This window comes from Reyranella sp. CPCC 100927 (assembly GCF_007859315.1).
Classification (GTDB): domain Bacteria; phylum Pseudomonadota; class Alphaproteobacteria; order Reyranellales; family Reyranellaceae; genus Vineibacter.
Map to the genome: position 1 here is coordinate 172,080 of NZ_VOHA01000002.1, position 22,804 is coordinate 194,883.

Annotated in this window: 22 protein-coding genes; 14 read left to right on the forward strand and 8 right to left on the reverse strand. The window is 65.0% G+C overall.

Going from position 1 to position 22,804, the window contains the following annotated elements:
• Window positions 1–15 precede the first annotated feature (15 nt).
• Both FQU96_RS06905 and FQU96_RS06910 read left to right on the forward strand, forming a co-directional pair.
• Window positions 16–975, forward strand: a complete 960-nt coding sequence (locus tag FQU96_RS06905; protein WP_146540139.1) for a tripartite tricarboxylate transporter substrate binding protein — start codon at window positions 16–18, stop codon at window positions 973–975.
• An 18-nt stretch (window positions 976–993) separates the two neighbouring features.
• Window positions 994–2,073, forward strand: a complete 1,080-nt coding sequence (locus FQU96_RS06910) for a kelch repeat-containing protein (protein ID WP_146540140.1) — start codon at window positions 994–996, stop codon at window positions 2,071–2,073.
• On the opposite strand, the gene FQU96_RS06915 is transcribed toward FQU96_RS06910, so the two are convergent.
• Window positions 2,066–3,013 (reverse strand): LysR substrate-binding domain-containing protein, encoded by a 948-nt coding sequence (locus FQU96_RS06915; protein ID WP_146540141.1) that lies wholly within the window; start codon window positions 3,011–3,013, stop codon window positions 2,066–2,068. The genes FQU96_RS06910 and FQU96_RS06915 overlap by 8 nt on opposite strands.
• 115 nt (window positions 3,014–3,128) lie before the next feature.
• Between FQU96_RS06915 and FQU96_RS06920 the strand changes: the two genes are divergently transcribed.
• The 4 genes from FQU96_RS06920 (at window position 3,129) to FQU96_RS06935 (ending at window position 7,477) form a co-directional block, all read left to right on the forward strand.
• Entirely contained in the window at window positions 3,129–4,442 is a 1,314-nt protein-coding gene (locus FQU96_RS06920) for an aspartate aminotransferase family protein (protein ID WP_146540142.1), read from the forward strand.
• A gap of 111 nt (window positions 4,443–4,553) precedes the next feature.
• Window positions 4,554–5,534: a TRAP transporter substrate-binding protein gene (locus FQU96_RS06925; RefSeq protein ID WP_146540143.1), complete on the forward strand. Its 981-nt coding sequence runs from the start codon at window positions 4,554–4,556 to the stop codon at window positions 5,532–5,534.
• An 80-nt stretch (window positions 5,535–5,614) separates the two neighbouring features.
• Window positions 5,615–6,166 (forward strand): TRAP transporter small permease subunit, encoded by a 552-nt coding sequence (locus FQU96_RS06930; RefSeq protein WP_146540144.1) that lies wholly within the window; start codon window positions 5,615–5,617, stop codon window positions 6,164–6,166.
• A gap of 3 nt (window positions 6,167–6,169) precedes the next feature.
• The gene (locus FQU96_RS06935; RefSeq protein WP_146540145.1) at window positions 6,170–7,477 is read left to right on the forward strand and encodes a TRAP transporter large permease; all 1,308 of its coding nucleotides are present in this window, start codon (window positions 6,170–6,172) and stop codon (window positions 7,475–7,477) included.
• A 1-nt stretch (window position 7,478) separates the two neighbouring features.
• Here the strand turns inward: FQU96_RS06935 and FQU96_RS06940 are convergent, their stop codons facing one another.
• Both FQU96_RS06940 and FQU96_RS06945 read right to left on the reverse strand, forming a co-directional pair.
• Complete coding sequence (locus FQU96_RS06940) at window positions 7,479–8,156, reverse strand: aspartate/glutamate racemase family protein (protein ID WP_146540146.1); 678 nt, start codon at window positions 8,154–8,156, stop codon at window positions 7,479–7,481.
• Between the two features lie 3 nt (window positions 8,157–8,159).
• Window positions 8,160–8,933, reverse strand: coding sequence for a molybdopterin-binding protein (locus FQU96_RS06945; protein WP_146540147.1), 774 nt, complete (start codon window positions 8,931–8,933; stop codon window positions 8,160–8,162).
• A 117-nt stretch (window positions 8,934–9,050) separates the two neighbouring features.
• Here FQU96_RS06945 and map point away from each other — a divergent pair, with 117 nt between their 5' ends.
• Window positions 9,051–9,902 carry a type I methionyl aminopeptidase gene (map, locus tag FQU96_RS06950; RefSeq protein WP_146540148.1) on the forward strand — a complete coding sequence of 284 codons (852 nt, stop codon included), beginning with the start codon at window positions 9,051–9,053 and terminating at the stop codon, window positions 9,900–9,902.
• 392 nt (window positions 9,903–10,294) lie between these two features.
• Window positions 10,295–11,023 carry a DNA repair protein RadC gene (gene radC, locus FQU96_RS06955; RefSeq protein WP_255467924.1) on the forward strand — a complete coding sequence of 243 codons (729 nt, stop codon included), beginning with the start codon at window positions 10,295–10,297 and terminating at the stop codon, window positions 11,021–11,023.
• A gap of 148 nt (window positions 11,024–11,171) precedes the next feature.
• Here the strand turns inward: radC and FQU96_RS06960 are convergent, their stop codons facing one another.
• Window positions 11,172–12,443, reverse strand: coding sequence for a CmcJ/NvfI family oxidoreductase (locus FQU96_RS06960; RefSeq protein ID WP_146540150.1), 1,272 nt, complete (start codon window positions 12,441–12,443; stop codon window positions 11,172–11,174).
• A 192-nt stretch (window positions 12,444–12,635) separates the two neighbouring features.
• On the opposite strand from FQU96_RS06960, the gene FQU96_RS06965 reads away from it, so the two are divergent.
• A complete protein-coding gene (locus FQU96_RS06965; protein ID WP_370461350.1) occupies window positions 12,636–13,460 on the forward strand; it encodes a dienelactone hydrolase family protein in 825 nt (274 codons plus the stop codon).
• Window positions 13,461–13,470: 10 nt separating this feature from the next.
• Window positions 13,471–13,776 (forward strand): DUF6295 family protein, encoded by a 306-nt coding sequence (locus tag FQU96_RS06970; protein ID WP_146540152.1) that lies wholly within the window; start codon window positions 13,471–13,473, stop codon window positions 13,774–13,776.
• A gap of 58 nt (window positions 13,777–13,834) precedes the next feature.
• Here FQU96_RS06970 and FQU96_RS06975 read toward each other — a convergent pair whose 3' ends face one another.
• The gene (locus FQU96_RS06975) at window positions 13,835–14,698 is read right to left on the reverse strand and encodes an IclR family transcriptional regulator (protein WP_146540153.1); all 864 of its coding nucleotides are present in this window, start codon (window positions 14,696–14,698) and stop codon (window positions 13,835–13,837) included.
• 243 nt (window positions 14,699–14,941) lie between these two features.
• Between FQU96_RS06975 and FQU96_RS06980 the strand changes: the two genes are divergently transcribed.
• The 3 genes from FQU96_RS06980 to FQU96_RS06990 all read left to right on the forward strand — a co-directional run bounded on the left by FQU96_RS06980 (window position 14,942) and on the right by FQU96_RS06990 (window position 17,929).
• Window positions 14,942–15,817 (forward strand): alpha/beta hydrolase, encoded by an 876-nt coding sequence (locus FQU96_RS06980; protein ID WP_146540154.1) that lies wholly within the window; start codon window positions 14,942–14,944, stop codon window positions 15,815–15,817.
• Between the two features lie 52 nt (window positions 15,818–15,869).
• Window positions 15,870–16,433 (forward strand): nuclear transport factor 2 family protein, encoded by a 564-nt coding sequence (locus tag FQU96_RS06985; protein WP_218574634.1) that lies wholly within the window; start codon window positions 15,870–15,872, stop codon window positions 16,431–16,433.
• An 80-nt stretch (window positions 16,434–16,513) separates the two neighbouring features.
• A complete protein-coding gene (locus FQU96_RS06990; protein WP_146540155.1) occupies window positions 16,514–17,929 on the forward strand; it encodes an amidase in 1,416 nt (471 codons plus the stop codon).
• Here the strand turns inward: FQU96_RS06990 and FQU96_RS06995 are convergent, their stop codons facing one another.
• Window positions 17,930–18,679: a hypothetical protein gene (locus FQU96_RS06995; protein ID WP_146540156.1), complete on the reverse strand. Its 750-nt coding sequence runs from the start codon at window positions 18,677–18,679 to the stop codon at window positions 17,930–17,932.
• A 61-nt stretch (window positions 18,680–18,740) separates the two neighbouring features.
• On the opposite strand from FQU96_RS06995, the gene FQU96_RS07000 reads away from it, so the two are divergent.
• Window positions 18,741–20,252 (forward strand): serine hydrolase, encoded by a 1,512-nt coding sequence (locus FQU96_RS07000; RefSeq protein ID WP_218574635.1) that lies wholly within the window; start codon window positions 18,741–18,743, stop codon window positions 20,250–20,252.
• Between the two features lie 66 nt (window positions 20,253–20,318).
• Here FQU96_RS07000 and FQU96_RS07005 read toward each other — a convergent pair whose 3' ends face one another.
• A complete protein-coding gene (locus tag FQU96_RS07005) occupies window positions 20,319–21,542 on the reverse strand; it encodes a hypothetical protein (RefSeq protein ID WP_146540157.1) in 1,224 nt (407 codons plus the stop codon).
• A gap of 15 nt (window positions 21,543–21,557) precedes the next feature.
• Window positions 21,558–22,802, reverse strand: coding sequence for an alpha-hydroxy acid oxidase (locus tag FQU96_RS07010; RefSeq protein WP_255467888.1), 1,245 nt, complete (start codon window positions 22,800–22,802; stop codon window positions 21,558–21,560).
• Between the last annotated feature and the right edge of the window lie 2 nt (window positions 22,803–22,804).

A 22,804-nucleotide genomic window follows, 5' to 3' on the forward strand; every position in this document is an offset into this window, starting at 1 on the left:
AGGGAGGGAGACGTCGTGCGCTTCTTTCGAATGATGATCGTCGCCGTGCTGACGCTGTCAGCGCCTGTCGCTCACGCAGAGACCTATCCCGCCAAGCCCATCCGCCTTGTCGTCGGCTACAGCCCGGGCGGCGGCAACGATGTCATGGCCCGCATCGTGGCGGCGAAACTGCAGGATCGCCTGGGCCAGCCGGTCGTGGTCGAGAACAAGGCCGGCGCCCAGTCGATCATCGCCGCCGAGTTCGTCGCCAAGGCGCCACCCGACGGCTACACGCTGCTGGTCGCACCCAGCGGCCCGATGACCATCAACCCGGCGATCTACAGCAAGCTGCCTTATGCGCCACGCGATGACTTCGCACCCGTCTCACTGATCGCCGAGTTCCCGCTGCTGCTGGCCGTGACCGCATCGCTGCCGGTGAAGTCGGTGGCGGAGCTCATCGCCCATGCCAAGACGCGCCCAAACGAGGCGAACTACGCATCGAGCGCCGCGCCGTTCCAGCTCGCGGCCGAACTGTTCAACCAGAAAACCGGCAGCAAATTCGTGCACGTGCCGTTCAAGGGCAGCGGCGATGCCGTCGCAGCCGTTGCGACCGGCACGGTGATCATGACCATCTCGGATGCCGGCCCGATCTCGGCCGGCCTGCAGGGCGGCGCGATCCGGGCGCTGGCAGTGACGTCGGCGACGCGCCATCCGGCGTTTGCCGGCGTGCCGACCATGGCCGAAGCCGGCATTGTCGACATGGTGATCACGCTGTGGACCGGCATCGTGGCCCCGGCCGGCACGCCGGCGCCGATCATCAAGCGCCTGCAGCAGGAGATCGCCGAGGTCATGCGCCTGCCCGATGTGCGTGAGCGCTATGCCAGCCTTGGTATCGATGCGGTGAGTTCGACACCGGAGGCGTATGCACGCCGCATCGCCGACGATATCGCGCGCTGGACGGCCATCGCCAAGGCTGCTGACATCAAACTGAACTGACGACCATGGAGCCTCTGCATGCCCGCCTTCGATCGTCGTGCCGTGATTGTCGGCGGTATCGCGGCACTGGTCGCGCCGGGCGCGCGGGCCCAGCATGAGCAGCACGGACCGCTTTACGAGCGGCTGAACCAGCCCGGGCGAGTCGGCGAACCCGAGACGGCCGCCACGCAGCGCGTGTACGACAGCCCGGCGCCCAAAGCAGCAACCCAGGGCCGCTGGGTGGCGCGCCAGCCGCTGCCGCTGCCACGCAGCGAGATGGCCTGGGCGACGGCACTCAAGGGCCAGATGCACCTGGTCGGCGGCTACGGCGAGCAACGCGTCGATCGGCCCTACCATCACGTCTACGATCCCGCCGCCGACAAATGGATCGCCGCCGAGCCGATACCACGTGGTGCCAACCATGTCGGCGTTGCGACACTGGATGACCGGCTCTACGCCATCGGCGGATTCCTCGGCCAGAACCATACGCCGCACAACGAGTGCTTCGTCTTCGGCGCCGACGGCCCGAAGTGGTCGAAGATCGCGCCGCTGCCGCAGGCCTGCGGCGCCATGGCATGCGTCGGTTTCGAGGGCAAGATCCACGCCGTCGGCGGTGCCATCGGCGATGGCTTCGAGAAGCGTCGCTCGATCGACTGGCACCTGGTCTATGATCCGGCCGCCGACCGCTGGAGCGAGCGCGCGCCGCTGCCCACCGGAAGAGACCATACGGGAACTGTTGCCGTCGACAACCGCATCCACGTGATCGGCGGCCGCGTCGATACGTTCTACACCAACTCCCACTTCCACCATACCTACGAGACCAAGGAAGACCGCTGGCGCCTGCGCAACCCGTTGCCCACGGCGCGCTCAGGCCATGGTGCGGTCGTGCATCGCGGCCGCATCTTCTGCATGGGCGGCGAAGGCGCCAATCGGGTGTTTGCGCAGAACGAGGCCTATGACGTGGCGGCCGACCGCTGGGAAGCGTACGCCCCGATGGCAACACCGCGCCACGGCCTGGGCGCGGTGGCGATCGGCGACTGGATCTATGTCGCAGGCGGCGGACCGGTCATGGGCGGCGGGATCCAGAGTGCCGTGCACGAGGCGTTCACGCTCACCTAGCACGCCCGGCTGGGCCCGATCGCCGGGCTGCTCGCCGTGGCGCGCCGTGCCGTTCGTGCGCCGTGGCGAGAAGCCAATCCCGGAACAGCTTGGCACTCGGGCTTGACGGCCTGCCCGACGGCCAGGCCAGCCTGTACGTGCCGCGCTTCACGGCCGTTTCCCGCAGCGGCGCCACCAGCCGACCGGACGCGATCTCGTCGTGCGCCAGGACGTCGCTTTCCAGAACGATACCGAACTCCTTCGCGGCGGCCTCGATCGCAACGTGCGATGGATCGATCTGGATGCCCCTGTGACGGCTGTATCCGGTCAGACCAAGCGCGGCAAACCACTGCTTCCAGCTGAACAGGTTGTCGTTGGTATGAATGAGCGCATGGTCGAGGACATCGGCCGGCGACCGGATCGGCTTGTCTGTCAGGATCCGTGGACTGCACAGCGGCTGGACGACCTCCTCCAGCAGCGGCGTCGCATGCCCATCGGCCGTGGGCGCATCCGTGTAGAGAATCGCCAGGTCGACGACATCCCAGCTGAAGCCGGCCCGTCCGGTCTCCGCCGTCAGCCGAACCTCGATACCCGGCTGCTCCTTCATGAAGGCAGGCAGCAACGGCAGCAGCCACTTGCTGGCGATCGACGGCGGGGTATGGATGGTCACGACATCGGGTGCACTGGCGTTGGCCACCTCCCGGCCTGCTTCCTCGAGAGTGGCGAGAATGCGCTGCACGCGTTCGTGGTATCGCCGGCCCAGCGCTGTCAGTTCGACACCGCGGCCAACGCGGGCGAACAGCGCGATGCCGAGAAGCCCCTCGACGGCGGCAATCTGATGACTGATGGCCGATGGCGTCAGGTGAAGTTCCTGCGCCGCAGCATTGAAGCTCGACAGCCGAGCTGCCGCCTCGAAGGCGATCAGGCTGCGCAGTGGCGGACGGTACGATCTGGCAGGCATTTCGATCAGGTCCCGACAACAGGTGACAGATTTTCATGAATCGTTGATCATTTCGAGCTTTTTTGCGCCGGTGGTTTGTCGTCTCATCATTTATCTGTTGAGCGGATTTCGTGAGATGAACGACCAGACCACGCCTCGATCGACCGACGCGCTGCGCGCCGCGGCACGCAAACACCTGCTGTTCTACGGCCGCGACTTCGCCGACGTCATCATCACGCGCGCTGCGGGCGCCTACATGTATGACAGCACCGGGCGCGCCATTCTCGATTTCTCGTCGGGCCAGATGTGCGCCACCATTGGCCACAATCATCCGGCGATCCGGACGGCGCTCGAGAAGGCGGCGCGCGACGTCATTCATCTCGACAGCACGAAGCTGGCGCCGGCCGTCATCGAACTGGCGGAAGAGCTCTGTGCGCTGCTGCCGCCGTCATTGCAGAAGGCGCTGTTCCTCAGCACGGGCAGCGAGTCCAACGAAGCGGCCATCCGGTTGGCCAAGCTCCACACCGGCGGTTTCGAAATCGCGGCGCTGAGCGGATCATGGCACGGCATGACCGCTGGCTCGCAGGCCAGCACCTATGCCTCCGGGCGACGCGGGTATGGCCCCTCTCTGCCCGGCACGTTTGCGCTGCCGCCGCCCAATGCTTTCCGCTGCCCGATCCGGCACTGTCAGGATCGCTGCACGGGCACCTGTCTCGATGTCGGCTTCGAATTGTTCGACGGCTGGAGCGTCGGTGCTGGCGCCGCCGTGATCGTCGAGCCGATCCAGAGCGCCAACGGCATGATCGTGCCGCCCGAGGGCTACCTGAAACGGTTGAAACGCTTCTGCGCCGATCGCGGCATGCTGTTGATTTTCGACGAGGCACAAACCGGACTCGGGCGTACCGGATCGATGTTCGCGTTCGAGTCCGAGGATGTGGTTCCGGATGTCATCACCCTGTCCAAGACGCTTGGCGCCGGCGTTCCCTTGTCCGCCACGATCACCAGCGACACCATCGACGCCGATGCCCGTACCAAGTCCTTCTCCTTCTACACGTCCCACGTATCGGATCCGATGACCGCCGAAGTCGGCCTGGCCGTGGTTCGTCTGATCACGGCGGAGCGTCTGGCCGACCGCGCGCGTGATCTCGGCCAGCACCTGATGGCGGGCCTGCGCGAGTTGCAGCAGCGGTTCGAGGTCATCGGCGACATCCGCGGTCGCGGCCTGCTGGTCGGCGTCGAACTGGTGGAAGACCGCCATTCGCGACGTCCGGCGCACGACCTGATGCAGCGCGTGACCCGTCGCTGCCTGGACATGGGATTGAACATCAACAAGGCCGGCGGCCCCAACGCCGTCTGGCGGATCGCACCGCCGCTCACCATAGAACCATCCGAGTTGGATGCAGGGATTGGCCTCCTTGACGAGGCGTTGAGAGGCTGCGGCGCACGCTAAGTCCAAGGGCGATGACGGCACCCCGGACGCCCCATGAGATGCCGTGCGGGCATTGCGCGGTCCAGATCATGCATGTAACGATCAGGACCGTGTCAGACAGGGGGTAAATCGATGTTCATAAGGAAAATAGCGGGTGTTTCGATCGCCGCAACCGTGGGGCTGACCGCGGCGAGCGCGGCGGCGCAGACCAAGTGGGATATGCCGACCGGCTATCCACCCACCAACTTCCATACCGAAAACATCCAGGTGTTCGCCGACGACGTGAAAGCGGTGACCGGCGGCAAGCTGCTGATCACGGTTCATGCCGGCGCGTCGCTGTTCAAGGTGCCCGAGATCAAGCGCGCGGTGCAGTCCGGTCAGGCGCAGATCGGCGAGCTGCTGCTGTCCAACTTGGAGAACGAAAACCCGCTGTACGGCGCCGACGTCGTGCCCTTCCTGGCCGCGTCCTATGGCGATGCGCTGAAGCTCTGGAAGGCGCAGAAACCCGCCATCGAAAAGAAGCTCGACGCGCAGGGCCTCAAGCTGCTGTTCGTGGTGCCGTGGCCGCCGCAGGGCATCTACACCAAGAAGGATATCAACTCGGCAGCCGATCTGAAGGGAATCAAGTTCCGCGCCTACAACGTGGCGACGACGCGTCTGGCCGAATTGACCGGCATGGTGCCCGTCACCATCCAGGCCGCCGAACTGCCGCAGGCGCTGGCCACCGGCGTGGTGCAGTCCTTCATCTCGTCCGGCTCGACCGGCTACGACAGCAAGGCCTGGGAATCGTTGACGCACTTCTATGACACACAGGCCTGGCTGCCCAAGAACATCGTGTTCGTCAACAAGGAGGCCTTCGGCAAGCTCGACGCGGCCACGCAGGAAGCCGTCCTGAAAGCGTCCGCCAAGGCCGAGGAAGCCGGCTGGAAGCTGAGCCAGGAGAAGACCGCCTGGTATCTCGACCAGCTCAAGGCCAAGGGCATGAAAGTGCAGCCCCCGAGCGAGGCGCTGAAGTCTGATCTGCGCAAGGTCGGCGACCAGCTGACCGACGACTGGCTCAAGAAGGCGGGCGACGAAGGCAAGTCGGTCGTCGATGCCTATCGCAAGATGTAAGCCCTGATCGATGCCGATATTCATTCTCCCCGCGCGGCGGGGAGAATGAAGGATGGCGCCCTGATGGTACGGGCCACTCCATGACGCTCCTACGCAAGACTCTTGATGCGCTGTACTGGGTGTGCGGCGCGGTCGCCGGCCTGTGTATCGTGGCGATCTGCGCGCTGATGATGGCGATGTCGCTGGGCCGCGAGATCGGCATCAACGTGTCCGGCGGCGATGAGGTCGCGGGCTGGCTGATGGCGGCCATGGCCTTTCTCGGCCTCGCGCATACCTTCAAGCACGGCGACCTGATCCGCGTGACGCTGGTGATCGAGCGCTTCACGGGCGCGACGCGGCGCTGGCTCGAACTGCTGGCGATCGGCACCGGCGGGCTCTTCCTCGGCCTGTTCGCCTGGTACTGCGTGCGCATGGTGTACGACTCCTGGCGCTTCAACGAATTCGCCCAGGGCGTCATCGCCATCCCGATCTGGATCCCGCAGTCGGGCCTGGCCCTGGGTGTGGTCGTGCTCTTCGTCGCCTTCCTCGATGAGTTCGTGCGCGTGCTGGCGGGCCACGCCCCCTGCTATCACCGCGAGCCGCCCAAAACGGCGGACGAGATCATCGAGCGCGCAGCCGAGAGCGGAGTCTGAACCATGGGCGTGCTCGAGATGGGCCTGTTGCTGCTGGGCATTCTCGCCCTGCTGCTCGGCGCCGGCGTGTGGATTTCGATGTCGCTGATGGCCTGCGGCTGGGCCTCGTTGCTGCTGACCGGCAAGATGACGGCGGGCGAGGTGCTGGCGACCACCGTCTGGGGCGGCTCCAATTCATGGACCCTGGCGGCCCTGCCGCTGTTCATCTGGATGGGCGAGATCCTATTCCGCACCCGGCTGTCAGAAGAGATGTTCCGTGGCCTGGCGCCCTGGCTGGGCTGGCTGCCGGGGCGGTTGATGCACGTCAACGTGTTGGGCTGCGGCATCTTCGGCTCGGTGTCCGGATCGTCGGCAGCAACCTGCGCCACCATCGCCAAGATCGCGCTGCCCGAGTTGAAACGCCGTGGCTACAACGAGTCCATGAGCCTGGGCTCGTTGGCCGGCGCCGGCACGCTGGGCATCCTGATCCCGCCATCGATCACCATGGTGGTCTACGCCGTGGCGGCCGAAGTCTCGATCATCCAGGTGTTCCTGGCCGGCTTCCTGCCCGGCCTGCTGGTGATGGCGCTCTACAGCGGTTACATCGCCATCTGGTCGCTGCTGCATCCGAGCGAGACACCGCCCGACGACATGCGCATGTCCCTGCGCGAGAAGCTCTACGAGTCGCGCAACCTCATTCCGTGCATGTTGCTGATCGCGCTGGTCTTTGCTTCGCTGCTGTTCGGCTGGGCGACCGCCACGGAATGCGCCGCCTGGGGCGTGCTCGGCTCGTTCGCGATCTCGTGGTGGTCGGGCATGCTGAGCTGGAAGTCGTTCTGGGACAGCGTCATGGGTGCCACGCGGCTCACCTGCATGATCATGCTGATCCTGGCCGGCGCCTCCTTCATGTCGGTGGCCATGAGCTATACCGGCGTGCCGCTGGCGCTGGCCCAGTGGGTGAACGGACTGGGGCTCAGCCCCTACATGCTGATCGCCGTGCTGACCTTGATGTACATCGTGCTGGGCACGGCGCTGGACGGCATTTCCATGATCCTGCTGACCACGGCCGTCGTGCTGCCGATGGTCAAGCATGCCGGTTTCGACCTGGTCTGGTTCGGCATCTTCATGGTGCTGGTCATTGAGATGGCCGAGATCTCGCCGCCAGTCGGCTTCAATCTGTTCGTCCTGCAGGCGATGAGCGGCAAGGACAGCCTCTACGTCGCCCGCGCGTCCCTGCCCTTCTTCTTCCTGCTGGTCGTCGCTGCCGCGCTCGTCACGGTGTTTCCCGACATCGTGATGTCCGTGCCGCGCTGGGCCTTCCCGGATCGATAGCCTACGCCGCCAGCCCGGCGCGGAACAGCCGCAACAGATCGAGCACGTCGTAGACGGGCAATCCCAGCGCATCGCGCAGTGCCGCTGCGTAGGGCGGCAGATTCGTGCATTCCAGCACGACGGCGCCGACATCGGGATGACGCGCCACGAGGGCTTGGCCGGCAACCAGCACTTCGCGTTCCACCGCGTCGCGATCAAGGTCCAGGGCATTGCCGAGGAACGTGTGCCCGAAAGCGCCGTCCGCAGGCATGCCGATGACAGGCGTGTCGACAGCAGCGCCGACCGCTTCCAGATGCGCCGAAGTCAGGTTGGCAGCACTGGCGGTCAGAACGCCGACCCGTTTCCCGGCCGCAACGGTGCGCGCGACCTGCGGTACCAGCAACAGCGCCGACGTCGCGACCGGAACCGGCGACACCGCCGCCAGTTCGGGCTGAAACAACGCCAGGAAGCCGCAGCTGGTGGACAGGCCGACCGCGCCGCGATCCGCAAGTCGCCGAGCGTTCTCGGCAAGCGCCGCCCGTATGCGCGCGCGGTCGGGCGTGGCCGACACGGCATCCGCCGGCCCGATGCCTTGCAGCCGTTCGTAGATCACCGGGAAGGAAAAGCTCGCCGGGTTGCCGATATCGCCGTCGATCCGCGGAAAGCGCGTATCGAGCATCAGGATGCCCAGGGGGCGCATGGCTCACGTCACCGGAATCTCTTCCGGCTCGGCCTTGAGCGCGGTCAGGGCCACCAGCAGGTCATCCACCGCGCTCTGCACCTTGGCCGGGTCGGTTCCGCGAATGATCAATGACACGCTCGGCTTGCCCTGCCGGAAGGCCGGGTAGCTGCCGATCTCGGTCTCGGGATGCTGGTCCTGCACGGCGCCCAGCTTTTCGGCGATGAAGCCCTCCGGCTGGCTGCACCGGATGGTCCGGCTGATCACCGGCCGGCCACCCACCAGCAGGTGCTTCATGGCCAGGAACATGCCTTCGACGATCATGGGCACGCCGGCGAACGTGAAGACGTTCTCCATGCGAAACCCGGGCGCCACCGAGACCGGGTTGTCGACCAAGGTGCCGCCATGCGGGATGCGCGCCATGCGCCGGCGCGGCGGCGTGAACAGCGTCGGATCGGCGTAGTAGCGGGTCAGCCGGTCGACCGCCTCCGGGTGCTCCGAGATACCGACACCGAACGCCCGGGCGATGGCGTCGGCCGTGATGTCGTCATGTGTCGGGCCGATGCCGCCGGTGGTGAACACGTAGTCGAACTTGCGGCGCACCTCATTGACGGTATCGACAATGACGCTTTCGATGTCCGGGATCACCCGGCACTCCATCAGCCGCACGCCTATTTTGTTCAGCTCCGTGGACAGGAACGGCAGGTTGGCGTCCCGGGTGCGGCCCGACAGGATCTCGTTGCCGATGATCACCAGGCAGGCAGTAACAACCTTGTCGGAACCGGCTTCTTCGCTCATCGAACACTCCTGGTTTACCCGGTTATAGGGCGCCCGCCCGCCCGCGGTCCACGGCTGCGCTGCCGGCCTGACCGGCCGCCCTTGCCGACCGGCCTCGCACATGCCACATACCCGGATATGACGTTCCAAGCCGAAAAAGCCCGTTCGGACGACTACTGGGACCAGGATCAGCGCCAGATCAAGCTGCACGGTCCGGCCGATTTCGAGGCTATGCGCAAAGCCGGCCAGCTGGCCGCCGCAACGCTCGACTTCATCGCGCCGCACGTGCGGCCGGGCGTGGCGACGGGTGAGCTCGACCGCCTGTGCCACGAGTACATCGTGGGCCACGGCGCCGTGCCCGCCCCGCTGGGCTACCGCGGCTTTCCCAAGTCGATCTGCACATCGATCAATCACGTGGTCTGCCACGGCATTCCGGGCGACAAGCGCCTGGCCGCTGGCGACATCGTCAATATCGACGTCACCGTGATCCTGGACGGCTGGCACGGCGATACCAGCCGCATGTTCTATGCCGGCGAACCCAAGCTGCTGGCACGCCGCCTGTGCGATATCACCTACGACGCCATGATGCGCGGCATTGCCACCGTGAAACCAGGCGCGCGGCTGGGCGATATCGGGCACGCGATCCAGACCTATGCCGAGGCGCAGCGCTTCTCCGTGGTACGCGATTTCTGCGGCCACGGTTTGGGCAAGATCTTCCACGACGCGCCCAACATCCTGCACTACGGCACGGCGGGAACCGGTCCCGTGCTGCAGCCGGGCATGTTTTTCACCGTCGAGCCGATGATCAATGCCGGCTCGTGGGAAGTGAAGATCCTGTCCGACGGCTGGACTGCGGTGACCCGGGACAAGGCACTGTCGGCGCAGTTCGAGCATTCGGTCGGCGTGACCGAGACCGGCGTCGAGATCTTCACCGAGTCACCGGCGGGGCTTCACAAGCCGCCCTACGACCTCGGCAAACCCGCGGCCTGACCGAACCGCGCGGCATCCCGGCGCGGCCTTTCGGTTGTACGAAAGCTGCCCTTTTCTCGCCATGACTCCCCGCCACTCTGCACCAAGGGTGAAAATGGGGTTGGGGCATGGGCCGGCGAAAGATCGGTACCGCGGTCGTCACCACCGAGCCTGACACGACGGCAGCGCCTGAGGCGCCTACAGCCGATGATGCCGGCCTGCTAACACTATTGGCGGCCGGCCTGAATGTGCGAGCGAGCCGGACACGGGACACCGCCCAGCCGGTCTGGCGTATCTCCGGCAACACGCACCATCATCGGACCCTGCTGCGCGATGCCGGTGGCACCTGGAACCGTCTCGAGCAGGCCTGGGAATTCGCCGAGAGCGATCCGACGCCTCGCCTCGTCGAGGCCCTGGCGGCGTTGCCAGCAGCTGCCGGGCACAACTCGGGCCAACCAGCAACGCCCGATCGTCCCCACTATTGGGGTCACCGCCAGCGGGTACGCGACCGCGTCCAGGCCTCGGGCGTGGAGGGCTTCCAGGACTACGAGCTGCTCGAACTGTTGCTGTTCCACGCCATCGAGCGGATCGACGTCAAGCCGCTGGCGAAGCAACTCCTGGCCCGTTTCGGTACGCTGGGCGATGTGCTGTCGGCCGACACCGAGCGCCTCAAGGATGAAGGCGTCGATCCACGCACCGTCGTGTTGTTCCGCACCGTGCGTGAGGCGGGCCTGCGGCTGGCACGCCGCGAGGTGATCGACAAGCCGGTCATCGGTTCCTGGCAGAAGCTGATCGACTACTGCCACGCCGCGCTGCAGTACGAAAAGACCGAGCAGTTCCGCATCCTGTTCCTGGACCGCAAGAACGTGTTGATCGCCGATGAAGTGCAGCAGCGCGGCACCGTCGACCACACGCCGGTCTACCCGCGCGAAGTGGTCAAGCGCGCCCTTGAGCTGAACGCCTCGGCGCTGATCCTGGTCCACAACCATCCCTCGGGCGACCCGACGCCGTCACGCGCCGACATCGACATGACGAAGGAAGTGAAGGTCGCCGCCAAGGCGCTGGGCATCGAGGTCCACGACCACCTGGTGATCGGCCGCAAGAACCACGCCAGCTTCAGGAGTCTGGGATTGCTGTCGTAACGTGTCGGTACGACCTGGTATTACCGTCAGCGACACTTGTACGCCTGCTCGGCGGAAACGAGGCACGCTGATCCGTCCGGTGCCGCCGGCTGGACGGCATCCGAACCTCAACGTGCGGCTTTCACCGCCGGTGCCTCTCCCCGTCTTCCTAGAAGAAGACGTAGGACCGGACCACGACGTTCTTGCGGCAGCGCGCGTCGGCCGGCGCGGTCGGGTCGATGCAGGCGGAGTGGAACGACCAGCGCGAGACGGAACCGTCGGTGACGGAGTCGTAGCACTTCAACATCGAGACCTCCGTCGAGGTCTGCCGCGGGAACCAGTACCACTCGTGATCGGGGCGGTGGGTGAAGCGGGTCGTCTCGCCAACGCGGTCGTCGTAGATCCGGTAGTTGGTGATGTACGGCTGGTCGGCGAAGGACGGCCAGGCGCAGAGCACGAACGGGTATTGCTCGACCGTCTCCATCGGCTTGGCGAGATTGATCGACATGAACCGCCGCGACATCTTCGCGTCGGCCTCCGCCTCCGTGTAGTGCTGGGTGCGCCCGAAGTTTCGCAGGTTCTTGGTGAGCAGTTCGCGACAGCGCACGCGTCCGCTGTTGTCGTTCAGGTCGTTGTGCACCAGCATGGCGTAGCGCGCGTTCACACCAGGATTTTTCTTGTCCTGATCTTCCGTGCGATCGCCCGCGTAATCCTTGTCGAAGACGTCGTGGTTGTAGACCAGGGCATCGGTCGCGCCCGGGAAGAACGCGAGCAGGAGCTTCTCGATCTCGGGGTAGAACACGCGCTCCACCTCCGCCGAATCGTAGAAGTTCGTACACTTGGACTCGAGATGCGCCAGCGAAACGCCGAGCCGGTCCATGGATTGGGGGCTGTTGGGCGAGAGGCCCGGATAGTACTCGCCGATACGGCGCGCGTCGCGCAGCACCTGTGGGAAGAAGAGGTCCCGCCGCCGATTGTCCTCCTCGCTCTGGCGCAGGATCTTCGCCATATCGGCGCGCGCCGGGTCGCGCCAAAGCGCGTTGGACGGGACGACGGAGTATGTCGGCCGCTCGTAGACCGTGTAAGGCAACGGCAGCACCACCCCACCGTCGGGGGCCTTGATGCCGCTCGCACGGATATGGTCGACGCAGTCGTCGTAGCTGCGGAATCCGGGGCCCCACCGGGTCTCGATCGGGCCCGGGGGTGCGTTGTCGATCATGTCGATCACGCGCTGGCTCTCGCCGTCGGCGATCTCGGCGAGTGCATCCTTGATCGCTGCGGCGGTCCCCGCATCGCCATTCCGATCGAACGACATGTAGGACAGGCCGCCGTTCGCGGCGATGGGCGGCGGCTGCCCTTCCGTGCGCTGCAACGACGGCACATAGGCGGACGACGCTGTCTCCGCCGCGACATTCTTCTCGACGACCTTGAGCTGGCCCATGGCACACCTCGGGTTGGTTTCGACGGGTACCGTGGCACACAGAGCATGCCGCTCCAGATGATGAATATTCTACAAGTCATGAGTCCAGGTCATGCGAACGGACGTCGCGCCCGCGGCGGGTGAGGTTCGGGCGGCAAGTCGGTCGGCCGCAAACGCTTTTGGCATCCCAGGGATGCCACGTGCGCGCGGACATTGCCGAGGCCGGTATCTCTGGCTCACAGTCCGTCCCCTGTGGCGCATCTTCGTCGCCCATGGAGAAGGCCGATGTCATTCTACCGAGGCATGACCTGCGAAAACGTGACCATCAACGGCGACAAGGGAGCCCCGGTCACCGCCTACGTGGCCAAGCCCTCCGGCCCGGGGCCGTTCCCCGGCGTGGTGCTCATTCACCATCTGCCGGGCTGGAGCGAGCTCTACATCGAGACAACCCGCCGGTTCGCGCATCACGGCTATCTCGCGATCTGCGCCAATCTCTACGAGCGCGAGGGCGGCCAGGCCAACCCTGATGACGTCGCCGCCAAAGTCCGCGCCGAGGGCGGCATTGCCGATGCCCAGATGGTCGGCGACACCGCGGCAGCCGTGCAGTGGGTGCGCGCGCAATCGAGCCACAACGGCAAGGTCGGCCTTCTCGGTTCCTGTTCCGGTGGCCGGCACGCGTTCATCTACGCCTGCCAGAAGAAGGACGTCGACGCCTGCGTCGACCTCTGGGGCGGCCGCGTGGTGATGGGCCAGGAAGAACTCAACGCCAAGACGCCCGTCGCGCCGATCGAGATGACGAAGGACCTCTCGTGCCCCCTGCTCGGCCTCTTCGGCAACGACGACCGCGCGCCGAGCCCGGAGCAGGTGAACCAGCATGAGGCCGAGCTCAAGAAGCACGGCAAGGCATACGAATTCCATCGCTACGACGGCGCCGGCCATGGTTTCTTCTATTGGCACCGCCCGCTCTACCGCCCCGAGCAGGCCATGGATGGCTGGAGCAAGGTATTCGCCTTCTTCGGCAAACACCTGGCGAAGTAGGATCCCTGATATGTGCACATCCATCGTGGAGATCGCGCGCGCCGAAGGCATGGCCAAACGCGGCGACGACTGGTTCCCGCTGGCCCAGGCCGTGGTGACCTATGACCACGCGCGCCACGCGCCGCTGGGCGACGTCATCACGCTCGATTTCATCAACACCGACCTCGACCCCGGCGCACGCGCCGGCGTCGAGCTGACGCTGGAGACTGCCAGGGCGCTGCGCGCCGCCCTCGACCGCGCCATCGCGGCCGCCGAGTTCGAGGAGGCGGAAGTGAGAGGTAAGGGAGCCGAGCCGCGCCTTGCTCAGGCTGCGTGATGCGAGACGTGACAGCGACCGTCGCCATCCTGGGCGAAGCGAAGGGTCGTGGCAGGCACTAAGTCTTTGTGGGCTGGAACGTGTTACCGCCACCAAGAGCGGTTGAAATCTCACTGGCGAGGTCTTTCACCGTTCGCGCGAACGTCGGCACATCGGCCTTCGACAGTCGGAATGTCGGCGCCGATGCGCTGACTGCGGCGATGATCGCTCCGCTATGGTCGCGAATAGGCGCGCCGACTGTCCGCATGCCGATATCGGACTCCTCGTCATTCAGCGTCCAGCCCTGGCGACGGTCGCGATTCAGCTGCTGCACGAACAGCTTCGGATCCGTGATCGTGTTTTCCGTCAGCGCTCGCATGTCCGACCGCGCGAGCAGATCATAAACCTGTTCGTCCGTGTGATCGAGAATGAGCGCTTTCCCGCTGCTGCTGCAATACACGGGAATACGCGAGCTCAATCGTGAGACGAGTTGCGGCGTCTTGCTGCCGCGCACCTGGCTGATGCTGATCGAGTCGAGGCCATCGAGGATCGCCAGAGTGACGCTTTCGCCGGACTGCATGGCAAAGGCCTGCAGGAACGGACGAGCGTCGCCTCCCAGGTCGACGGTGGAGAGGAAACAGTTTGCCAGGTCGAGCACGGCAGGTCCCAGCTTGTAACTGCCGCTGTCATCCTCGCGCCGCACCAGATTGGCGGCCCCCAGCGCCTGCAGCAGCCGATACACCGTGCTCTTGTTAAGGCCGAGCGCCTCCGTGAGTTCGGGAACGCGGCGGATCGGCTGGTCTGCCGTAAAGGAAAAGAGCACCGCCAAGGCACGATCGATTGCCTGGGTGCCGCCGGGTTCGGACTTGAGATCGTCGACAACAGCCGGCGACTTCGCAGCTTTCGCGCGCGACTTGCGCGCGCGTACTTCAGGTTGGGACATTCATTTCACTCTGTTCGACGAACCCTATTTGCACGGTGAACTCGTGGGCACAACACGTCCGCCCACCTCTGCATGGCCTGCGCGCGGACGTCATCCCGTCATCGCTACACGCACTTCACACGCCAGCAAATACGCTTGACAGCCGACCCTGGCTAACTCTATTTCCATTATATGGACTAATAACCATAATATGGAAATCATGACAAACCGTCCCGACTCCCGCCAGAGAACCAGGCATAGGACATGACATTCGAATTCCTGCCGGAGCAGCCGCCGATCTACCCTCCGGAAGCAGAAGATTATTCCCGGCGCGCCCTTCAGCTGTCGTTCGACGCCATCGGAAAATGCGACGTCCGAACCGACATCGCCTATGGCGCTGACGCGCGACAGATTCTGGATGTCTATCGACCGAGGGCAGATCCCCGAGAGGCCCTACCCGTTCTTTTGTTTATTCACGGCGGTGGCTGGACGAATGGATACAAGGAATGGGTGGGCTTGCTGGCGCCGGCGATCACGGCGTTCCCTGCGGTGTTTGTGTCCGTCTCGTGCCGGCTGGCGCCCGTCCATCGTTTCCCGGCACCCTTCGATGACTGCGTCGCTGCGATCAGGTGGACCTACGATCATATCGCCGGGTTCGGCGGCGATCCGGAGAAGCTGTTCGTCGGCGGCCATTCATCCGGCGGGCATCTGACGGCGCTGGCGACACTTCGCGTCGACGCACTGGCCGCCGCAGGTGTGCCGCAGACGGCAATACAAGCGTGCTTTCCCGTCAGCAGCCGCTTCAACATGGTCTTCGGCGACCCGCCACCCGGCAGCATCGAGCATCGCCATCAGTCGGTGCTGTTCGTGCCGGGCCAGGATGCTGTTCCCGCAAGTCCGTTCCATCAGATCGGCGCCAGCAAGACACCGTTCCTGCTCGCCTACGGCAGCCGGGACATACCCTCGATCATCGACAACAACGAGCAGATGTCTGCCGCCCTCAGCGCCCGCGGTGTTCCCGTGGAGCGCCTGGTTCTGGAGGGACACGATCATTTCGATACGGCGATAGAAACGCGCCATGCCGACAGCCTGTGGATACAGGCGATTCGGCGCCGGATGCGCAACGAGGTTCCAGGCTAGCCAGGCCGAAGAGCAGTGGAACAGGTGACAACCAACTGAAAAGGAGACAGACGTGACGAGCACCGTGAAAGATCTTGAAGCGGCCGTTGAGCGGCTGCTGGCCATCGAAGACATCAAGCAACTGAAGGCCCGCTACTTTCGCTTGATGGATCAGAAGAACTGGGATGCTTTCGAAAAGCTCTTCACGCCTGACGTGGTTTTCGACCTGCGCGAGGCAATCTTCGCGCGCGATCAGGTGACAAAGGAAATCCTGAAGAGCGGCGATCTCCTTGTTCGTGCCGAACAGATTGTCGACAAGGACTGGATGCAACGAGGCGCCGCCAACGTCAGGCGTTGGGAGGAGACCATCCTGACCGGCGTCGTCACCGCCCATCAGGGGCATATGCCTGAGATCGAAATCACATCTCCCACGACGGCACGTGGATACTGGCACCTCGAGCACCTGCTCCAGTTCCCGCGGAAAAATCCCTACGCCGATGTCTGGTGGTTTCCCGACAGTTCGAAGCATCCCGAGTTGCACGGTTATGGCCTCTATGACGAAACCTACGAAAAGCAGAGCGGGAGCTGGTTGATCAAAACCTTGAAGCTCACGCACTTCCGTATCGACTTGAAGTAAGCACCATACAGTCGTCGCGATCGTGCCCGGCGGTGTCGGATGCCGTCCCGCCGGGCCTTGACTCAGAGCGAGATAACAGCGTGACCGAAGCGACCGTACAGCCCAGCCCCCAGCGGAAACAGCCGTCGGCAGCGGAACTGCTGCGACAACTGGATAGACGCGAGATTTCCGCAGTTGAGCTCATGACCAAGGTTGCCGAGCGCATGCAGTCGGCAAACCGAAGACTGAACGCGCTGGTCGCCGAAAACTGGACACGCTCCCTTGAGCAGGCAGGCCGCGCGGATGCGTTGCGCAGAAGCGGTTCCGCCCTTCCCCTGCTGGGTTTGCCGGTAACGGTCAAGGATTCGATTGAGACCTGTGACTACCCATGCACTGGCGGCTCACACGCACGGGCGCATTTCATCCCCGAGCGTGATGCCCCGAGCGTCGCCCGACTGCGCGCCGCCGGCGCGATCATCGTCGGCAAGACGAATGTCCCCGAGTATTCCTCCTCCTATGAGACCGACAACCTGCTCTTTGGCCGTACGCGCCATCCCCATGACCCGGAACGAACGGCGGGAGGTTCCAGCGGCGGCGAAGGTGCCTTGCTGGGCGCGGATGCATCGATCGTCGGATTGGGGCTCGACGGCGGCGGATCGATCCGCGTGCCCAGCCATTACTGCGGCACGGTGGGGATCCGGCCGACCGTCGGCCGGGTTCCGGACACGGGCAGCTGGCCCCGCACCCGGGAGACTGGTTATCGGGACCTGATGTGCATCGGGCCGATGGCACGGTATGTCGAAGACCTGATCCTGCTGTTGCCCGTGATCTCCGGTCCCGATGGGATGGATCCCTACGCGGTTCCCGCCCCGCTCGGCGATCCGCACGGGGTCGATGTGCGTTCCCTTCGCATCGGGTTCTACGATCACGATGGTCTTGCACGCGTGAGCCCACAAACGGCCGCGGCGGTCGAGCGCGCTGCTGCTCTGCTCGCGGAACGGGGGGCGCGCGTCGAGCGCGTCACGCCACCGGATTTGTCCGAGGCCACAGCGCTCTTTCTGATGGCCGCCGGAGCCGACGGTGGCGATCGCATGCGGCACGATCTCGCGCCGGCCGGCGGCAAGCACAACGCACAGCTCCAGGCATTGCTCGATGCCTTCGGCAGCTCATTGCACTTGACCGACTTCTTCGATCTGCAAGAGAGGCTCTTTGACTTCCGGCGCCGCTACCGTGCCTTCGCGCATGATTACGACATCCTGATCTGCCCTGTCACAACGGGACCGGCACCGCGGCATGGGCAGCCGCCGTGGGGAATCGCTCCTGGCGACTACGATCGCTATGAGGGCTTCAATCACAGCCACGCGCTCAGTCTTGCCGGCATGCCGGTTGTCGCCGTGCCGGCGGGCAATCAGGATGGCCTGCCCATCGGCGTTCAGGTCATCGCCCGCCCCTATGAAGAGCACATCGCCCTGGTGGCCGCTCTTGCCGTCGAGGCCGATCTCAGAAACGCGCTGTGATCACGCAACCGCCTCCGCGTGAACCGCACGGCAATCCATCTCGTACTCCAGCCCGATCACCGGCGGCCGGCAATAGTGCCAGTCGATCCCGGCATGTGCCGCGCCGCGCCGGATGACTTCGGTCTCCATGAAGGGATGCGGGTCGTGCACCGTGTAGACGTGCGTTGCGGTGGTGTCGGGCCAGTGGAAGTCAAACAGGCCGAGCCGGCGCTCCATTTCGTCCAGCACGAAGCTGGCCTTCTCCCGGAGCGCCGCAGGGCTGGTGTCGCCGTAGGCAACGATGCGCTCGCGATAGGGCGCAGACCCGCCGCGTGCCTCGGCGCTGCCGGCGATCACGAACGAGGCCGCGGCCGCGGCATCCGCGACGGTGTATGAGAAAGCATGAAACGACGGCGTCGCCGGCGCATCGCGTTCAGGACAGACGTTGCTGCGCGCCACGGGATTGATCGTCCCATCGAACAGGCCCCACGTCCCCAGCGTGACCACATACTGCTCGTTGAAGGCTTTGAAGCCTGCATCGGAAACCGGGCTTGGTGATCGCAACTCGCAGGCACAGAAGGCCGTGAGCGGTCGGCCGGCGCGGCGAATGATCTGCTCGACTGCCGCGAAGCCCTGCGCCATGGCCATCGGCCTCTTGAACCGCACGCGCCGGATCGCAAAGCCGGGAAGCGCGGCGACACCGCTCGAATACTGGAAAACCGCGGGTATGAAACGATAACCGCCGGGTTCGAATGGCTGCGTGCCGGACATCTTGGGTCAATCCTCTGTGTCGATGGCGTTCACGGAGAATAGCTGATGGTGAAATCGCTTGATGCAGTTCATTCCAATGGAAACGTTTGCATGCAAAGGGGCCTCTCAAGCTCCCTTTAGTTATCTATCTAAAGCACTTTTCCATCCGCCGATCCAAGAATTCGTTGATCAATGCAAATTTTTATGCAAACGTTTGCATCCACTGACTTCGAGGGAGGCAACGTTGAACGGGTGGCAATCCACACGCACGCGGCGCGTCACGCTCGCCGCCATGCTGAGCGTGGCGACGGTTCTCATTGCGCCGCAGGTCGGGCACGCCGACAACGGACAGGACCTGGCGAAGGCACCGCCGGAGCAGGTCGGCATGTCGACGCAGCGCCTGGCGCGCATCAGCGCGATCTTCAAGCGCGATGTCGACCAGGGAAAGCTACCGGGTGCCGTCATGATGGTCGCGCGCAAGGGGAAACTGGTGTTCGCCGAGGCGGTTGGTTTCCAGGACAAGAACGCCGCGCGGCCGATGTCCCTGAATTCGATCTTCCGCGTCTACTCGATGTCGAAGTCGCTGACATCGGTCGCGGCCATGACGTTGGTCGAGGATGGCACCATCCAGCTGGCTGATCCGATATCGAAGTACCTGCCGGCCTTCAAAAGAATGGTCGTCAGCGTGCCGAAGATCGACCCTGCCCTCGTCCGGCTCACCTACACGATGGTGCCGGCCGAACGCGAAATCACCATTCAGGACCTGCTGCGTCACACGGCGGGACTTGCCTATGGCGAGCTGACCACCAACACGCCTGTCAGGGATGCCTATGTGAAGGCCGGGTTTGTCGCGCAGAGCGGCCCCGACTTCGACATCCGCGGCATGACCGCTGACGAGCAGGTCGAGCGCCTGTCCAAGGCACCACTGGCCACGCAGCCCGGCGCCATGTGGGAATACAGCATCGCCGTCGACGTCCTCGGACGCGTTCTCGAAGCTGCCACCGGCAAGCGCCTGTCCGAGGTTCTCGACGAGCGCCTGTTCAAGCCGCTCAAGATGGCTGACACCAGCTTCTGGGTGCCGAAGAACAAGATCGACCAGCTGGCGCAGCCCCTGCCCGTCGATCCGATCACCGGACTGCCCAACATCCTGTTCGACATGTCGACGCCGCCGAAGAACGACTCCGGCGGAGCCGGCATCGCGTCGACCGCCACCGACTATCTGCGTTTCGCCCAGATGCTGTTGAACAAAGGCCAGCTTGACGGCATGCGCCTGCTCAGCCCGACGACCGTTCGCTTGATGACCGCCGATCACCTGGGCACCCGCATCGACGACATGGTGGCGCCGGTCACGGCCCTGCTCGGCACGCCCGGCTACACGTTCGGCCTCGGCTTCGCCGTCCGGCGATCGGATGGCATCGTCGGCGAACCGGGATCATCAGGCGAATTCCTGTGGACCAGCTTCGCCGGCTCCTTCTTCTGGATCGACCCCAAGGAGCAGATCGCCGCCGTCTACATGACCCAGTCGCCGGGGCCCTTGCGCGGCCACTACCGGCGTCTGTTCAAGCAGCTCGTCTACCAGGCGGTCGTTGACTGAAGCACCGCTGTTTTCCCTTCTCCCCGCCTGTGCGGGGAGAAGTCACCATGCAAGAGGTGTCGTGCCTCAGGCGCGCGCCGCCGGAACCTCTCTGGCGACATCCTTCGCCAGCGCCGCGAACTCCTGGTCCGTCAGGGAGCGACGCTTCACGACCGCTTCCCGCTTCACGGCGTTCAGAAGGTCAGGAAAGCGGCCCTCGCCAAGATCCAGGCCCAATTCCTTCACCTTGTAGGCTACGGACACCAACCCGCTCTTTTTGCCCAGGAGAATACCGCGACGCTGTCCGACGATTTCCGGTTGATAGGCCTCGGCGGTGAACGGATCCTCGAGCAGCCCGGCAACGACCATGCCGGCCTCGTGGCGAAAAGCGTTTTCTCCGACAACTGCCTTGTTCACCTGCACGTTAATGCCGCTCAAGCCCGACACCAGCCGCGAGATCGCCGTGAGTTGCCGCAGGTCGAGTCCGGTGCGGACTCCGTAGAGCACCTCCAGGGCCATGACGATCTCTTCGATCGCGGCGTTACCGCAGCGTTCCCCCAGACCGTTGATGGTTGCCGACACATAGTCGGCACCCGCCTCGATTCCCGCCAGCGTGTTGGCGCACGCCAGGCCGAAATCGTTATGGCAGTGGATTTCCAGATCCATGCCAGGCGCTGCCATACGGATCTCCGTGGTCAGGAAACCGATGGCAGCCGGCGTGGCACACCCCGTCGTGTCGACGATGCGCAGGCGATCGACAGTCCCGGCGCGCTGCAGTTCGCCGACAAGGCGCAAGAGGAACGGATGCTCCGCCCGTGTCGTATCGTACGGACTGAAAACCACGTACAGGCCGCGTTGGCGCGCGTAGGCGGTCAGCTCGAGGGCACGGCCGATGTAGTCGTCGTCACTGATGCCCTTCAGCTTGTGCTTGCGCTCCAGGACACTGATGGGAAAGCTGAGGCGCACGCCCCACACGCCCAAGGCGGCAGCAAGGTCCATATCGGCAACCAGGCCGCGGCACAGAACGCTGATCTTGGCGTTCAGCTTCATGCCCACCATGTCGGCGATCGCCTCGCGGTCGGCCTCGCTGCTGGCGACCGTCCCGGCCTCGATCTCGTAGAGGCCGATGGCATCGAGCGCCCGCGCGATCTGCACCTTCGCGTCCTTGTCGAACACGACGCCGGCCTGCTGTTCGCCATCGCGCAGCGTGCAATCGGCAAAGCGAATCTGGCGGCCCGACGCACCCAGCGCGCTGCTGAAGCGCTGATTGAAGGGGCTCGGCCACATGCCGTTGCTGGGTCCATCCGTCATCGTATGCTCCTCGCGCTATGGGCTCAGCCCGCCTGGGCCTGTTTGCGATCGCACCAGAAGGTCCGGGCCGATCGAACCGACATCCCGGACGCCACACAGCTGCATGGTGCGCTTGAATTCATCGAGCAGGATGTCGAGCGCGCGACGCGCGCCCGGCTCTCCCGCCGCGGCCACACCATAGAGGGTTGGCCGTCCGATCATCACGGCACGCGCACCCAGCGCGAGTGCTTTCACGATGCTGGCGCCGCGCCGGATGCCGCCATCGACCATGACCTCCATCGTCGTCCCGACGGCCGCCACCACTGCGGGCAGCGCCTCGGCAGTAGCGATACCGCCATCGAGCTGTCGGCCACCATGGTTGGAGACGACGATGGCGTCACATCCCAGTGCCGCCGCCTTCGTCGCGTCCTCGGGATGGACGACGCCCTTGACCACAAGCTTGCGCGGCCAGGCATCGCGGATCGCCTTTAGTCCATCCCAGTCGAAGGCCGGGTCATAGTTTCGCCCGACCGACGAGGCCACGGCCACCGCGCCGGCGGCCGCCGGCACCAGGCCGACGAGGTTCTCCATCACCGGTATCCCGTGACGCAGAGCGCTCAAGGCCCAACCCGGCCGTGACGCGAAATCAAGGAGATTGCGCGGCGTGAAGCGGAACGGGATGGAGAAGTCGTTACGGAAGTCGCGCTCACGCTTGCCGCCGACCGGCAGGTCGACCGTGATCACCAGCGCATCATATCCGGCCACGCGCGCCCGTTCGATGAGCTTCATCGTGTTGGCGCGTTCCCGCAGGATGTAGGCCTGGAACCACAGGTGCCCTGGCGCTTCACGGGCCACCCGTTCGATGGACGCCGTGGCCGTGGTCGACAGCGCGTACGGAATGCCGGCGGCCGCCGCCGCACGCGCGATCGCGACGTCACCGCCGGGCCAACCGAAGCCCGCCGCACCGGTGGGCGCGATCACGACGGGCATGCTGACGGGCGTATCAAGGACGGTCGTTGTCATATCGATGCGCGAGACGTCAACCAGCGTGCGCGGCAGAAGGCGCAGCCGCTCGAAGACGGCGCGGTTTTCCTGCATCGTCGATTCGGTTTCCGCACCACCGTCGAAGAAGTCGAACACGGCACGCGGCAGGCGGCGTTGCGCCAGCGCACGCACGTCGTCGATGGAACGCGCCCTGGCCAAACGGGCCGGCATCGCACTGGCGGCCGATGGGCCGGCGCCGACGCGATCACCCACGGCGCTGCGATCAGCGATCGCCATGC